A 14,515-nucleotide genomic window follows, 5' to 3' on the forward strand; every position below is an offset into this window, starting at 1 on the left:
ACGCCGAAGATGTTTTGGCGATTTGAGAGATTTTCAATACAGCTTGATACAGATTAAACAGAATTTGCCTGGCGGCGACAGCGCGGTGGTCCCACCTGACCCCATGCCGAACTCAGAAGTGAAACGCCGTAGCGCCGATGGTAGTGTGGGGTCTCCCCATGTGAGAGTAGGGAACTGCCAGGCATCAAATTAAGTAGTAAGCCGGTGCATAAATCCGGTGGTTACAGAAGTATTCGGTGGAGCGGTAGTTCAGTCGGTTAGAATACCTGCCTGTCACGCAGGGGGTCGCGGGTTCGAGTCCCGTCCGTTCCGCCACTTATTAAAAAATTAAGCCTGCTGATTAAGCAGGCTTAATGATAAGAAACTTTAGGGGCGTAGCTCAGTTGGTAGAGCACCGGTCTCCAAAACCGGGTGTCGCGAGTTCGAGTCTCTCCGCCCCTGCCATATATAATCCTTTGCTCAGGCAAAGGATTTTTTTTGCTTTAAATTTCCCGCCGATCGTCCTCCATCCCTGGAGGAGTGCGTTTATCCCAATATATTGTGCTTCAGGATCTCCCGAATCTGCGCTTGTTTATCGCTGTTCTGTAGCCAAATCGCATAGAGAGGCCTTGAAAGCGTCGCACTGTCGGTCACCGTATGCAGATTATTTTTCCCCTGTGCCCAGAGCACGGGCAGCCATGTACAGCCCTTAAGCGCGCTGAGCTGTTGGTAAGCTAACTCGGCAGAACTGGTGGTCAGCAGAGGAATATCATCATTTCCGATCAATCCCGCTTCGTTTTGTTGGAAATCGGGCCCCCATTCCAGGCGTAAATAATTCAATTCATTTGTGTATTTAGCCGGAGAGGCACAATAAAGCGCCAGGGTAAAATTACCCAGCAACTGGCTGCTTAGTTCATCCATCTTCGGCGATTCTGTCGTGATCAGGAGATCAAGCTGACGTTCGTGCAGCTGTTTGACCAGCGATTGCCGCTGCGCAATCCGCGCCTCAAACTGTAGGTTATAGGGCTCTGTATAGAGCTTTCCCAGCCATCCATTAAGCAGGCATTCCCACAGAGAAGCGCTGGCACCGATCGAAAATTCATTATGGCGGGAAGCATTCGCGACCTCCTTGCGCGCAGCTTGCCAGGTATTCATCAGGGTTTCGGCGTAGGGTAGCAGTTTCTCTCCGGCTGAGGTCAGACGGATATTATTACGATGACGGGTAAAAAGATTTACCCCCAGCTGGTTCTCCAGCTGACGAATACGAAAGCTAACTGCTGACTGCGTCAGATAAAGCGCCTCTGCGGCTCGGCCAAAGTGGCGAGTTCTGCTCACCTCAAGGAAAGTCTTGAGCAATTCCGTATCCACACTCTTCTCCGCAAAATTATTTGTCGTGATGATTTAAATGTTTTGTTTGACGCTCTGTCAAGCGTAACTAATACTCCGCGCCATAATTAGCTCGGCCAAAGAATCAGGAGCGTGTAGGATGGCGGAAAGCTTTACGACAACTAATCGTTTTTTCGACAATAAAAATTATCCGCGCGGGTTTTCCCGTCATGGAGATTTCACCATCAAAGAGGCGCAACTGCTGGAACGTCATGGTTATGCCTTTAATGAACTCGAACTAGGTAAACGCGAGCCTGTCACCGACGATGAAAAACAGTTTGTTTCGGTATGCCGTGGTGAACGTGAGCCCGCAACGGAAGCAGAACGCGTCTGGATTAAGTACATGGCGCGCATTAAGCGTCCGAAGCGTTTCCATACCCTGTCCGGCGGCAAGCCGCAGGTGGAAGGTACGGAAGATTACACAGAAAGCGATGATTAAGAAAAAGGGCGTAAGCCCTTTTTTTACGCCATCATTTTTTGTAGATGGCTCAACATTCTGTCTATTGCCCGATAGCCGAGAGCCTCCTGCAAATGATGACGTTCGATGCGTTCGACTGCCTCAATATCGGCAATAGTTCGGGAAACTTTAATCAGGCGCTGCCAGGCGCGGATTGAAAGACCGAGCTGTATTAGCGTCTGCTCCAGCCAGACAGCGTCATCTTTATGAAGCCGGCAGCAGATTTTCATCTCATCATTTCCCAGATGCGCGTTAAGTTTTTTCTGCCGCGATAGCTGCCTTTCGCGTGCGGCCAGAACACGTTGGCGTACGCAGGCGCTACTTTCCTCTTCGTTTGTTCCCTGGCTGAGCACCCCCGGCGGCGGAAGCGGGATCTCCAGGGAGAGATCGAATCGGTCAAGAAACGGGCCGGATAAACGACCCAGGTAGCGTAGCGTCTGTTCCGGTGAAGCGCGATTATGCTGGCCCTGATAGTGTCCTGTCGGGCTGGGATTCATCGCTGCAATAAGCTGGAAACGGGCTGGATAATCGATTTTGGCGCGCGTGCGTGAGATATGGATAACCCCTGACTCAATGGGTTCGCGTAACGCATCCAGCACCCTGCGTTCGAATTCAGGCAGCTCATCCAGGAACAGGACTCCGTTATGGGCAAGGGAGATCTCTCCCGGTGCCGGAATTGAGCCTCCGCCCACCATGGCCGCCAGGGAGGCGCTATGATGCGGGGCACGAAAGGGCCTGCGGCGCCAATTTTTCATGGCATGCCTGGAATCGACCAGGCTAAGTATTGCCGCGCTTTCCAGCGCTTCCTGATTACTCAGCGGCGGCAGTAGTCCCGGTAATCGACTGGCGAGCATCGTTTTTCCTGTGCCGGGCGGGCCTATCATCAGCAGGTTGTGACCACCTGCAGCGATGATTTCCAGCGCTCGTTTCCCCTGCCGCTGGCCAATAACATCACGCAGATCAACCGATGTTTCATCCGAATATTCCCCTTCTGGAAGGGGGTTAGCCAGGGTATGTCGACCTTCGAGAAAAGCGCAGACTTCCTGGAGATCGGTGGCGATAAGGCAGTCACTGCCGCCGATTAACCCCACCTCTGGAGAATTCTCATTAGAGATAACAATCTTCCGCCCCGCTTTTATGGCCTCCATGGCGCTGGATATGGCCCCAGGAACGCCACGCAGAGCGCCTGTAAGCGCCAGCTCGCCGACAAACTCATATTGATTTAGCCTGGGGGCCTTTAGCTGCTCTGAGGCCACCAGAAGCGCGAGAGCGATAGGTAAATCATATCTTCCCCCTTCTTTTGGTAGATCGGCCGGGGCCAGATTGATGGTGATTTTTTTCGCCGGATAAGCGTAACCGCTGTTGATAATCGCACTACGTACCCGGTCACGCGCTTCTCTAACCGTTGTTTCAGGCAGTCCTACCATTGTCAGACCTGGGAGCCCGTTGCTGATATGAACTTCAACCATGATAAGCGGGGCACCGATCCCGAGAGCGGCGCGGGTGTAAACAATGGCGAGTGACATAACACCTCCTGAGTACCGGGATTATGTCGGGGATTTGCTGTTGAGTAATTCGGCAATATTAAATTCTGCATGCTTGCTCCCAGCCAATTTTCCGGCAATTTCCGCTTTGCACTGGTGATGGATGCCGGCTCGTAAAATGCTGTCATCAGGCAACAAGATGAGAAAGTGCTGTGGAGCACGCCACAAATTGAAATATTTTCATTTCATATTTTTCCCATTAAAAACAATTGTTTTTTCTTAAATGGTTAGCAAGGTAAGAAATGAGGTCATAAAAAAATCTTGTGTTTAACGCGAAGTCTGTGGTAACTCTTTAGGTATTCCTTCGAACATGAAGCCAGAAAGAACATAAAATGACAGCCCTTCTACGAGTGATTAGCCTGGTCGTGATTAGCGTGGTGGTGATTATTATCCCACCGTGCGGGGCTGCACTTGGACGAGGAAAGGCTTAAAAAACAAGCCTTAACGAACTAAGACCCCCGCACCGAAAGGTCCGGGGGTTTTTTTATAACTTAAAAACAGAAAAGAGGAGCAGACGATGGCTGGTAGCATAAAATTCTGTTTCTCTCGATCTACGACGGGGAAGTAACTATGAATGGGGCGCGGTGGGTGGTACATGCTTTGCGAGCACAGGGAGTCGATACCGTTTTTGGCTATCCGGGTGGAGCAATTATGCCGGTTTACGATGCATTGTATGACGGCGGCGTGGAACACCTACTGTGCCGGCATGAACAGGGCGCGGCTATGGCGGCTATTGGCTATGCCAGGGCTACCGGCAAAACCGGGGTGTGTATCGCCACTTCGGGGCCTGGCGCAACCAACCTGATCACCGGCCTCGCCGACGCGCTGCTTGATTCCGTTCCCGTTGTTGCTATCACCGGCCAGGTTGCGGCCCCGTTCATTGGCACCGACGCATTCCAGGAAGTTGATGTCCTCGGTTTATCGCTGGCATGCACCAAGCATAGTTTCCTGGTGCAGTCGCTGGAAGAACTGCCGCGCATCATTGCCGAAGCTTTCCACGTAGCAAACTCCGGGCGTCCCGGTCCCGTGCTGGTCGATATCCCAAAAGACATCCAGCTGGCTCAGGGCGATCTCGATCCGCATTTTTCCATGGTAGCCGACGACGTTGATTTTCCATATGCGGATATCGAATACGCTTTGCAGATGCTGACCCAGTCGCAGAAGCCGATGTTATACGTTGGCGGCGGCGTGGGGATGGCGCAGGCGGTACCGGCGCTGCGCGAATTTCTTGCCGTTACGCAAATGCCCGTGACGTCTACCCTGAAAGGGCTGGGTGCGGTAGCGGCGGATTATCCCTACTATCTGGGCATGCTGGGGATGCACGGTACTAAAGCGGCCAACCTTGCAGTACAGGAATGTGACCTGCTGATCGCGGTAGGCGCCCGTTTTGACGATCGCGTCACCGGCAAGCTGAATACGTTTGCCCCGCACGCCAAAGTTATCCATATGGATATCGATCCGGCTGAACTGAACAAGCTCCGTCAGGCACATATCGGCCTGACCGGCGATTTGAATGTGATGCTGCCCGCGCTCCAGCAGCCGCTGTCTATCGACGCCTGGCGCCAACGTAATGCGCAGCTGCGCGCTGAGCATGACTGGCGCTACGACCATCCGGGAGACGCTATCTACGCCCCGCTGCTGCTGAAGCAGCTTTCCGATCGCAAACCCGCAGACTGCGTCGTGACAACCGATGTGGGCCAGCATCAGATGTGGTCAGCGCAGCATATGACCTATACGCGCCCGGAGAATTTCATCACTTCCAGCGGATTAGGCACTATGGGTTTCGGCTTGCCCGCAGCGGTAGGCGCGCAGGTGGCCCGTCCAGACGATACGGTTATCTGTATCTCCGGTGACGGCTCCTTCATGATGAACGTGCAGGAGCTGGGCACCGTAAAACGCAAGCAGCTGCCGCTGAAGATAGTCTTACTGGACAACCAGCGTTTAGGAATGGTTCGACAATGGCAACAGCTGTTTTTTCAGGAACGTTATAGCGAAACCACCCTTACCGATAACCCCGATTTCCTTACTCTGGCCAGCGCCTTCGGCATCCCTGGTCAACATATCACCCGTAAAGACCAGGTTGAAGCGGCACTCGACACCATGCTTTCGAGCCAGGGGCCTTACCTGCTTCATGTCTCAATCGACGAACTTGAGAACGTCTGGCCGTTGGTACCGCCCGGTGCCAGTAATGCAGAAATGCTGGAGAAATTATCATGATGCAACATCAGGTCGCCTTGCAGGCTCGCTCTAATCCAGAAACGTTAGAACGCGTGCTGCGCGTCGTGCGCCATCGCGGGTTCCAGATTTGCGCGATGAATATGGCAACCGCCGCCGATGCCCGGAATATTAATATTGAACTGACCGTTGCCAGCCAGCGGCCCGTCGAATTACTGTTTAGTCAATTAAGCAAACTGGTGGACGTCGCCTGCGTCGAGATCCAGCAACCTACATCACAACAAATTCGCGCCTGAGCGCAAAGGAAGAACAATGACGACGAAAAAAGCTGATTACATTTGGTTCAATGGTGAGATGGTTCCGTGGGGCGAGGCGAAGGTTCACGTGATGTCCCATGCGCTGCACTACGGGACTTCCGTATTTGAAGGCATCCGTTGCTACGACTCTCACAAGGGACCGGTGGTGTTCCGTCACCGTGAACATATGCAGCGTTTGCATGACTCAGCAAAAATCTATCGTTTCCCGGTTTCTCAGAGCGTTGATGAGCTGATGGAAGCCTGCCGTGAAGTCATTCGTAAAAACAGTCTGACCAGCGCCTATATCCGCCCGTTAGTCTTCGTCGGCGACGTGGGCATGGGCGTCAACCCGCCTCCGGGCTATAACACTGACGTGATCATCGCGGCGTTCCCGTGGGGCGCCTACCTGGGCGCCGAAGCGCTGGATCAGGGGATCGATGCGATGGTTTCTTCCTGGAATCGCGCGGCGCCAAACACTATTCCGACCGCGGCCAAAGCCGGCGGTAACTATCTCTCTTCGCTGCTGGTCGGCAGCGAAGCGCGTCGCCATGGCTATCAGGAAGGTATCGCGCTGGACGTGAACGGCTACATCTCTGAAGGCGCCGGTGAAAACCTGTTTGAAGTGAAGGATGGCGTGCTGTTTACCCCGCCGTTCACCTCTTCCGCGCTGCCTGGCATCACCCGCGACGCTATCATCAAGCTGGCGAAAGAACTCGGCCTGGAAGTCCGCGAGCAGGTATTGTCCCGCGAGTCCCTGTACCTGGCCGACGAAGTGTTTATGTCCGGTACTGCCGCAGAGATCACGCCGGTACGCAGCGTTGATGGTATTCAGGTGGGTGAAGGCCGCTGCGGCCCGATCACCAAGCGCATTCAGCAAGCATTCTTTGGCCTCTTCACCGGTGAAACCGAGGATAAATGGGGCTGGTTGGATCAGGTTAATCAATAAGCATAAAAAAATGGGGCGACACGCAACGCCCCATTTCACCGAAACTGGGAGTAACTAAAGCATGCCTAAGTACCGTTCCGCCACAACCACTCACGGCCGTAATATGGCGGGTGCCCGCGCGCTGTGGCGCGCCACTGGAATGACCGACGATGATTTCGGTAAGCCGATTATCGCCGTGGTGAACTCTTTCACCCAGTTCGTGCCGGGCCACGTTCACCTGCGCGATCTCGGCAAACTGGTTGCTGAGCAAATCGAGGCCGCTGGCGGCGTCGCCAAAGAATTCAACACCATTGCGGTGGATGATGGGATCGCGATGGGCCACGGGGGTATGCTTTATTCACTGCCATCCCGCGAACTGATCGCCGACTCGGTTGAGTATATGGTTAACGCCCACTGTGCTGATGCGATGGTCTGTATCTCCAACTGCGACAAAATCACCCCGGGGATGTTAATGGCGTCTCTGCGCCTGAATATTCCGGTCATTTTTGTTTCCGGTGGCCCGATGGAAGCCGGGAAAACCAAACTGTCCGATCAAATCATTAAACTCGACCTCGTTGATGCGATGATTCAGGGCGCTGACCCGAAAGTCTCCGACGATCAGAGTAATCAGGTTGAGCGTTCCGCCTGCCCGACGTGCGGCTCTTGTTCGGGAATGTTCACCGCGAACTCCATGAACTGCCTGACCGAAGCGCTGGGCCTGTCGCAGCCGGGCAACGGCTCGCTGCTGGCGACTCACGCCGATCGTAAACAGCTGTTCCTCAATGCGGGCTCACGTATCGTTGAGCTGACTAAACGCTATTACGAGCAGGACGATGCCTCTGCGCTGCCGCGTAATATCGCCAATAAGGCGGCGTTTGAAAACGCCATGACGCTGGATATCGCCATGGGCGGTTCCACCAATACCGTACTGCATCTGCTGGCGGCGGCGCAGGAAGCGGAAATCGACTTCACCATGAGCGATATCGATAAACTTTCCCGCAAAGTGCCGCAGCTGTGTAAGGTCGCACCAAGTACGCAGAAATATCATATGGAAGACGTGCATCGCGCGGGCGGCGTATTGGGTATTTTAGGTGAACTGGATCGTGCCGGGCTGCTGAACCGCGATGTGAAAAACGTGCTTGGTTTGTCCCTGCCGCAGACGCTGGAGCAGTACGATATCACCGTCACGCAGGATGAAGCGGTTAAGAAGATGTTCCGCGCTGGCCCTGCGGGTATCCGCACAACGCAGGCTTTCTCTCAGAACTGCCGTTGGGACACCCTGGATGACGATCGCGCAGAAGGCTGTATCCGCTCGCTGGAACATGCTTACAGCAAGGACGGCGGTCTGGCGGTTCTGTACGGCAACTTTGCCGAGAACGGCTGTATCGTGAAAACCGCCGGCGTTGACGACAGTATCCTCAAGTTTACCGGCCCGGCGAAGGTATACGAAAGCCAGGACGCGGCTGTGGATGCGATCCTCGGCGGCAAGGTGGTCGCCGGTGACGTAGTCGTCATCCGCTATGAAGGGCCGAAAGGCGGGCCGGGGATGCAGGAGATGCTCTACCCGACGACCTTCCTGAAATCAATGGGCCTGGGTAAAGCCTGTGCGCTGATTACCGACGGACGCTTCTCCGGCGGTACCTCGGGTCTCTCTATTGGTCACGTTTCTCCGGAAGCGGCCAGCGGTGGCAATATCGCGATCATTGAAGATGGCGACATGATTGCTATCGATATCCCGAACCGCGGCATTCAGCTGCAGCTAAGCGATGCCGAGATTGCGGCGCGCCGCGAAGCTCAGGAAGCGCGCGGTGATAAAGCATGGACGCCGAAAGATCGCGAGCGTCAGGTTTCCTTTGCCCTTCGCGCCTATGCCAGCCTGGCAACCAGCGCCGACAAAGGCGCGGTGCGCGATAAATCGAAACTTGGGGGTTAATGATGGCCGAGTCTCAACCCCTCTCCGCCGCCCCCGAGGGGGCGGAATACCTCAGAGCGGTACTGCGCGCGCCGGTATACGAAGCCGCGCAGATCACGCCGCTGCAAAAAATGGAAAAGCTCTCGTCGCGCCTCGATAACGTTGTGCTGGTGAAGCGTGAAGATCGTCAGCCGGTGCACAGCTTTAAGCTGCGCGGAGCCTACGCGATGATGGCGGGCCTGACGGAAGAGCAAAAATCGCATGGCGTGATTACCGCTTCGGCGGGTAATCATGCGCAGGGCGTGGCTTTCTCGGCATCTCGCCTGGGCGTGAAGGCGCTCATCGTCATGCCAACCGCCACCGCGGATATCAAAGTTGATGCGGTGCGCGGCTTCGGCGGCGAAGTGCTGCTGCACGGCGCGAACTTCGATGAAGCCAAGGCCAAAGCCATCGAGCTGGCGCAGCAGCAGGGGTTCACCTGGGTTCCGCCCTTCGACCATCCGATGGTGATTGCCGGGCAGGGGACGCTGGCGCTGGAGCTGCTGCAGCAGGATGCCCATATCGATCGCGTATTTGTCCCGGTCGGCGGCGGCGGTCTCGCGGCCGGCGTGGCGGTGCTGATCAAACAGCTGATGCCGCAGATCAAAGTCATTGCGGTTGAGGCCGAGGATTCTGCCTGTCTGAAAGCCGCGCTGGATGCGGGTCATCCGGTCGATTTACCCCGCGTTGGGCTTTTTGCCGAAGGCGTGGCGGTGAAACGCATCGGCGATGAGACTTTCCGTCTGTGCCAGGAGTATCTCGACGACATCGTTACCGTCGATAGCGATGCCATCTGCGCGGCGATGAAAGACCTGTTTGAAGATGTGCGTGCGGTAGCAGAACCTTCCGGGGCGCTGGCGCTGGCGGGGATGAAAAAATATATCGCTCAGCATAATATTCGCGGCGAACGCCTGGCGCACGTGCTTTCCGGCGCGAACGTCAACTTCCACGGCCTGCGCTACGTTTCCGAACGCTGCGAGCTGGGAGAACAGCGCGAAGCGCTGCTGGCGGTCACCATTCCGGAAGAGAAGGGCAGCTTCCTCAAGTTCTGCCAGCTGCTGGGCGGCCGTTCGGTGACCGAGTTCAACTACCGCTTCGCGGATGCGAAAAATGCCTGCATTTTTGTCGGCGTGCGCCTGAGCCGGGGGCTGGAAGAGCGGAAAGAGATCCTCAACCTGCTGCACGACGGTGGCTACAGCGTAGTGGATCTCTCCGACGATGAAATGGCCAAGCTACACGTGCGCTACATGGTCGGCGGGCGTCCGTCTCAGCCGCTGCAGGAGCGTTTGTTCAGCTTCGAGTTTCCGGAATCGCCCGGCGCGCTGCTGAAGTTCCTGCATACGCTGGGCACCCACTGGAACATCTCTCTGTTCCACTATCGCAGTCACGGTACCGATTACGGCCGCGTGCTGGCGGCATTCGAATTGGGCGATCACGAGCCTGACTTCGAAACCCGCTTGCATGAGCTGGGCTACGATTGCCATGATGAAAGCAATAATCCAGCGTTCAGGTTCTTCCTCGCCGGTTAAGAAGCGCTGTGCTTGTCAGGCCTGCGGTCGGGCTGTAGGCCTGAGCAGGCCCGGCATTAGTGGCCAGGCAGCAAATTCCAGAACGCATTAATCAGCGGCTCATGCAGCCGCTTTTTTGGCGCGCAGACGCCCAGCTCAAACGGGGTTTTCTCGTCGCTACGCTCCAGAATCATCACGCGATTGCGCACTGGCTCAGGGCTGTTTTCCAGCACCACCTCCGGCAGCAGCGCGACGCCGCAGCCGAGCGCCACCATGGAGACCATGGCTTCATGCCCGCCCACCGTGGCGTAAATTGACGGATTACTGATTTTATGGCGGCGAAACCATAGCTCAATGCGGCGACGCACGGGGCCCTGGTCGGCCATAATAAAGGGTACCGTTGCCCAGTCAGGCTTCTCCACTGAGACCTGGTTACGAACCGGACAAGGCAGCGCCGGGGCGATCAGCACCACCGCCAGATTCTCCAGCATGGAAAAAGCCACCGCGCCGGGCAGCGTTTCCGGTTTCCCGGCAATCGCCAGATCGGCCTCACCCGTCACCACTTTTTCCATCGCATCAGCGGCATCGCCGGTGGTGAGCTTTATTTCCACCGAGGGATGCTCGGCGCGGAAACGATCGAGAATCGGTGGCAGATGGCTATAAGCGGCCGTCACCGAACAGAAGATATGCAGTTCGCCCGACAGCGACGGACCTTGCTGATCGATAGTGTGGCGCAGCTGCTGATACTGCAACAGCGTCTGCTGGGCAAACGTTCGTAGCTCTTCTCCCGCTTCGGTAAGCGTTACCGTGCGGTTATCGCGGACAAACAGCGGCTGCCCGAGGTCTTCTTCCAGGCGCTGAATTTGTCGGGAAAGCGTGGAGGGGCTGACGTGCATCGCCCGCGCGCTGCGGCCAAAATGGCGGCTTTCAGCCAGATGCAGGAAGGTTTTCAGATCGCGTAAATCCACCGGCGACACTCCACGATTTTACATTGCAGAAATTGCAACGTGACGTTGTGAATATATCAATTTCCGCAATAAATTTCCTGTTGTAATGTGGGTACATTCTCGCTGAAAGGCGAACCGAACAAAATAAGACACACAACATCACGAGGTATCACCATGGCTAACTACTTTAATACACTGAACCTGCGCCAGCAGCTGGCGCAGCTGGGCAAATGTCGCTTTATGGGTCGCGACGAATTCGCCGATGGCGCAAGCTACCTTCAGGGTAAAAAAGTGGTCATCGTCGGCTGTGGCGCTCAGGGCCTGAACCAGGGTCTGAACATGCGCGACTCCGGTCTGGATATCTCCTACGCGCTGCGTAAAGAAGCGATTGCCGAAAAGCGCGCATCATGGCGCAAAGCAACCGAAAATGGCTTCAAGGTGGGTACCTACGAAGAGCTGATCCCGCAGGCCGATCTGGTGGTTAACCTGACGCCGGACAAACAGCACTCTGACGTTGTACGTTCCGTTCAGCCGCTGATGAAAGACGGCGCGGCGCTGGGCTACTCTCACGGCTTCAACATCGTGGAAGTTGGCGAGCAGATCCGTAAAGATATCACCGTCGTGATGGTGGCGCCGAAGTGCCCGGGTACCGAAGTACGTGAAGAGTACAAACGCGGTTTCGGCGTTCCGACCCTGATCGCGGTTCACCCGGAAAACGATCCGAAAGGCGAAGGTATGGCCATTGCTAAAGCCTGGGCTGCGGCGACCGGCGGTCACCGTGCGGGCGTGCTGGAATCGTCCTTCGTTGCCGAAGTGAAATCCGACCTGATGGGCGAGCAGACCATCCTCTGCGGTATGCTGCAGGCCGGTTCTCTGCTGTGCTTCGATAAGCTGGTGGAAGAGGGTACCGACCCGGCATACGCCGAAAAACTGATTCAGTTCGGCTGGGAAACCATCACCGAAGCGCTGAAGCAGGGCGGTATCACTCTGATGATGGATCGTCTGTCTAACCCGGCTAAGCTGCGTGCTTACGCGCTGTCCGAACAGCTGAAAGAGATTATGGCGCCGCTGTTCCAGAAGCATATGGATGACATCATCTCCGGTGAATTCTCCTCCGGCATGATGGCTGACTGGGCCAACGACGATAAAAAACTGCTGACCTGGCGTGAAGAGACCGGCAAAACCGCGTTCGAAACCGCACCGCAGTTTGAAGGTAAAATTGGCGAGCAGGAGTACTTCGATAAAGGCGTTCTGATGATCGCAATGGTGAAAGCGGGCGTTGAGCTGGCGTTTGAAACCATGGTGGATTCCGGCATCATCGAAGAGTCCGCTTACTACGAATCACTGCACGAGCTGCCGCTGATCGCCAACACCATCGCTCGTAAGCGTCTGTACGAAATGAACGTGGTTATCTCCGATACCGCTGAATACGGTAACTACCTGTTCTCTTACGCCTGCGTACCGCTGCTGAAAGAGTTCATGACCACCCTGCAGACCGGCGACCTGGGCAAAGCGATTGCCGAAGGCGCGGTAGACAACGCTCAGCTGCGCGACGTGAACGAAGCCATTCGCAGCCACGCTATCGAGCAGGTTGGTAAGAAACTGCGCGGCTATATGACCGACATGAAACGCATTGCGGTAGCGGGCTAATTCCCCGTCGTCTTTCAACTTGCAGATGCGTTGGCTGCGTTCGTACACCCCAGTCACATAGTTATCTATGCTCCTGGGGCTGTACTCACTTGCCGCCTTCCTGCAAGCTGAAATCCTTAGGGGAAAGCTGTGAGATAAAAAACCGGTGCAATAAGACACCGGTTTTTTTAATTGCGGTACAGCACCTTGATGATGTGATAACCAAACTGGGTGTGCAGCGGGCCGGTCGGCTCCAGCACCGGGCAGGAGAAGACGACTTTATCAAACGCCGGCACCATCTGGCCCTGGCGGAATTCACCTAAATCGCCACCGCGTTTGCCTGACGGGCAGATCGAGTGCTTCTTCGCCAGTTTACCGAAATCGGCGCCGTTTTTAATTTGCTCCAGAAGATCCAGTGCCAGCTGCTCTTCTTTAACCAGGATATGCAGTGCTGCTGCCGTTTTTGCCATGATCGTACCTTGATGGAATAGGAGATGAATCAGGGCGCAATAGTAGCATGGGCTAGCGGCGATACAGCACCTTAATGATGTGGTAGCCGAATTTGGTTTTGACCGGTCCGTAAGGCTTGAGCAGCGGGCAGCTGAAGACCGCCTGATCGAACGGCCCGACCATAACGCCTTGATTAAACTCCCCGAGATCGCCGGCGTTGCGTCCGGATGGGCACTTTGAATAGCGCTTTGCCAGATGATCGAAGCTCACGCCACGTTCCAGTTTGGCGAGGATCTCTTGCGCCAGCTTCTCTTCTTTTACCAGGATATGCAGGGCTGCTGCGCTCTTTGCCATTATTTTGCTCTCATGTCTCAAAGATATCCCGTTACTTTACCATCCGCTTTGGTCGCGGACCTATACTCTTCGCCATCGCGGGACAGGTGTCTCGCCTGATAGACGGAAGCGGGAGATGGGCAACACTTTTCTTCGGCGTTTTCCTTCTGGCCGGGGACAGCCGTCCTGTCCTTATCGTCGTGGAGCGAGATAACATGGATACAATGAAAAAACCTGAATTTTCAGTCGGCTGGCTTTCCGGGCTGAGCGAGATTGTGCGCGATCCGCTGCTCTATGAATTACTGAAATATTGTCCTCTGGAGATCATGCGGCGCTGGCGCTTCGAAGACATTCCGCGCGGTGATTTTATCTGCCGACAGGGGGAAGTGTGCCAGCGTTTTTCGCTGATTATCGCCGGTGAGGTAGACGTTTTCTATGAGGCTGAAGACGGGCGCCGCTACCGCCAGGCCCGCTACCGTAAAGGCGACATGGTGGGCGAACTCGAGATCTTTGAGTCGCGTCATTACATCTGCTCGGTGGTGGCGGTGGACCATGTGCAGCTCCTGAGCCTGTCGCAGGAACATTTCTGCCGCTGGCTGGCGCTGGATAACCACTTTAACCAGCGGATGCTGCGCTTCTTTAGCCAGCAATATTATCAGCTATCGAAAAAGGCCAGCAGCGACAATCTCTACTCGCTGCATCAGCGGGTGTGTCAGGCGCTATGGCTGCGTTATCAACAGGATGGCGCGAATGAAATCTTGCTGGATAAGCAGAATCTCAGTCAGGAGTTCGCGGCGACGACCCGCAGCATTAACCGTATTTTGCATGACCTGAAAGCGCTACAGATTATTGATACCGATGGTGAACGCATTGTGTTGTTAGCTCCTGAAAAACTGAAGCAGGAGGCTGATATCGGATAACCGCAAGAGTAAGGA

14 protein-coding genes, 2 tRNA genes and 1 rRNA gene are annotated in these 14,515 nt (G+C 55.4%); 12 read left to right on the top strand and 5 right to left on the bottom strand.

Annotation, left to right across the window (positions count from 1 at the left end; translation table 11 throughout):
- Positions 1-67 precede the first annotated feature (67 nt).
- The 3 genes from rrf (at position 68) to CDA56_RS02045 (ending at position 444) form a co-directional block, all read left to right on the top strand.
- A 5S ribosomal RNA gene (gene rrf / locus CDA56_RS02035) occupies positions 68-183 on the top strand.
- 55 nt (positions 184-238) lie between these two features.
- Positions 239-315: transfer RNA gene (locus tag CDA56_RS02040), tRNA-Asp, on the top strand.
- 53 nt (positions 316-368) lie between these two features.
- Positions 369-444 (top strand) — tRNA-Trp (locus CDA56_RS02045).
- Positions 445-525: 81 nt separating this feature from the next.
- On the opposite strand, the gene hdfR is transcribed toward CDA56_RS02045, so the two are convergent.
- Positions 526-1,347 (bottom strand): HTH-type transcriptional regulator HdfR, encoded by an 822-nt coding sequence (gene hdfR, locus CDA56_RS02050; protein ID WP_004097454.1) that lies wholly within the window; start codon positions 1,345-1,347, stop codon positions 526-528.
- Positions 1,348-1,465: 118 nt separating this feature from the next.
- Here hdfR and CDA56_RS02055 point away from each other — a divergent pair, with 118 nt between their 5' ends.
- Complete coding sequence (locus CDA56_RS02055; protein ID WP_004097464.1) at positions 1,466-1,804, top strand: MaoP family protein; 339 nt, start codon at positions 1,466-1,468, stop codon at positions 1,802-1,804.
- Between the two features lie 23 nt (positions 1,805-1,827).
- On the opposite strand, the gene CDA56_RS02060 is transcribed toward CDA56_RS02055, so the two are convergent.
- Positions 1,828-3,348 carry a YifB family Mg chelatase-like AAA ATPase gene (locus CDA56_RS02060; RefSeq protein ID WP_102803847.1) on the bottom strand — a complete coding sequence of 507 codons (1,521 nt, stop codon included), beginning with the start codon at positions 3,346-3,348 and terminating at the stop codon, positions 1,828-1,830.
- A gap of 350 nt (positions 3,349-3,698) precedes the next feature.
- Between CDA56_RS02060 and ilvL the strand changes: the two genes are divergently transcribed.
- The 6 genes from ilvL (at position 3,699) to ilvA (ending at position 10,242) form a co-directional block, all read left to right on the top strand.
- Positions 3,699-3,797 (top strand): ilv operon leader peptide, encoded by a 99-nt coding sequence (ilvL, locus tag CDA56_RS02065; RefSeq protein WP_001311244.1) that lies wholly within the window; start codon positions 3,699-3,701, stop codon positions 3,795-3,797.
- A 139-nt stretch (positions 3,798-3,936) separates the two neighbouring features.
- A complete protein-coding gene (gene ilvG / locus CDA56_RS02070) occupies positions 3,937-5,583 on the top strand; it encodes an acetolactate synthase 2 catalytic subunit (RefSeq protein ID WP_064375197.1) in 1,647 nt (548 codons plus the stop codon).
- Positions 5,580-5,837 (top strand): acetolactate synthase 2 small subunit, encoded by a 258-nt coding sequence (gene ilvM, locus CDA56_RS02075; protein ID WP_004097471.1) that lies wholly within the window; start codon positions 5,580-5,582, stop codon positions 5,835-5,837. The genes ilvG and ilvM overlap by 4 nt, the downstream gene beginning before the upstream one ends.
- Before the next feature lie 16 nt (positions 5,838-5,853).
- Positions 5,854-6,783 carry a branched-chain amino acid transaminase gene (locus CDA56_RS02080; protein WP_064375199.1) on the top strand — a complete coding sequence of 310 codons (930 nt, stop codon included), beginning with the start codon at positions 5,854-5,856 and terminating at the stop codon, positions 6,781-6,783.
- Between the two features lie 61 nt (positions 6,784-6,844).
- Positions 6,845-8,695, top strand: coding sequence for a dihydroxy-acid dehydratase (gene ilvD / locus CDA56_RS02085; protein WP_004097475.1), 1,851 nt, complete (start codon positions 6,845-6,847; stop codon positions 8,693-8,695).
- Between the two features lie 2 nt (positions 8,696-8,697).
- Positions 8,698-10,242, top strand: a complete 1,545-nt coding sequence (gene ilvA / locus CDA56_RS02090; RefSeq protein WP_014227448.1) for a threonine ammonia-lyase, biosynthetic — start codon at positions 8,698-8,700, stop codon at positions 10,240-10,242.
- Positions 10,243-10,298: 56 nt separating this feature from the next.
- On the opposite strand, the gene ilvY is transcribed toward ilvA, so the two are convergent.
- Positions 10,299-11,189 carry an HTH-type transcriptional activator IlvY gene (gene ilvY, locus CDA56_RS02095; RefSeq protein ID WP_004097479.1) on the bottom strand — a complete coding sequence of 297 codons (891 nt, stop codon included), beginning with the start codon at positions 11,187-11,189 and terminating at the stop codon, positions 10,299-10,301.
- A gap of 153 nt (positions 11,190-11,342) precedes the next feature.
- Here ilvY and ilvC point away from each other — a divergent pair, with 153 nt between their 5' ends.
- On the top strand, positions 11,343-12,818 hold the full coding sequence (ilvC, locus tag CDA56_RS02100; protein ID WP_003018001.1) for a ketol-acid reductoisomerase: 1,476 nt from the start codon (positions 11,343-11,345) through the stop codon (positions 12,816-12,818).
- A gap of 167 nt (positions 12,819-12,985) precedes the next feature.
- Here ilvC and ppiC (CDA56_RS02105) read toward each other — a convergent pair whose 3' ends face one another.
- Together ppiC (CDA56_RS02105) and ppiC (CDA56_RS02110) are read right to left on the bottom strand one after the other, a co-directional pair.
- Positions 12,986-13,267 (bottom strand): peptidylprolyl isomerase PpiC, encoded by a 282-nt coding sequence (gene ppiC / locus CDA56_RS02105; protein WP_004097481.1) that lies wholly within the window; start codon positions 13,265-13,267, stop codon positions 12,986-12,988.
- Between the two features lie 52 nt (positions 13,268-13,319).
- Positions 13,320-13,601, bottom strand: a complete 282-nt coding sequence (ppiC, locus tag CDA56_RS02110) for a peptidylprolyl isomerase PpiC (RefSeq protein ID WP_103815084.1) — start codon at positions 13,599-13,601, stop codon at positions 13,320-13,322.
- Between the two features lie 194 nt (positions 13,602-13,795).
- On the opposite strand from ppiC (CDA56_RS02110), the gene CDA56_RS02115 reads away from it, so the two are divergent.
- Positions 13,796-14,500: a Crp/Fnr family transcriptional regulator gene (locus tag CDA56_RS02115; protein ID WP_004097483.1), complete on the top strand. Its 705-nt coding sequence runs from the start codon at positions 13,796-13,798 to the stop codon at positions 14,498-14,500.
- Positions 14,501-14,515: the final 15 nt, after the last annotated feature.

The sequence above is a fragment of the Klebsiella michiganensis genome, assembly GCF_002925905.1.
Taxonomy (GTDB): Bacteria; Pseudomonadota; Gammaproteobacteria; order Enterobacterales; family Enterobacteriaceae; genus Klebsiella; species Klebsiella michiganensis.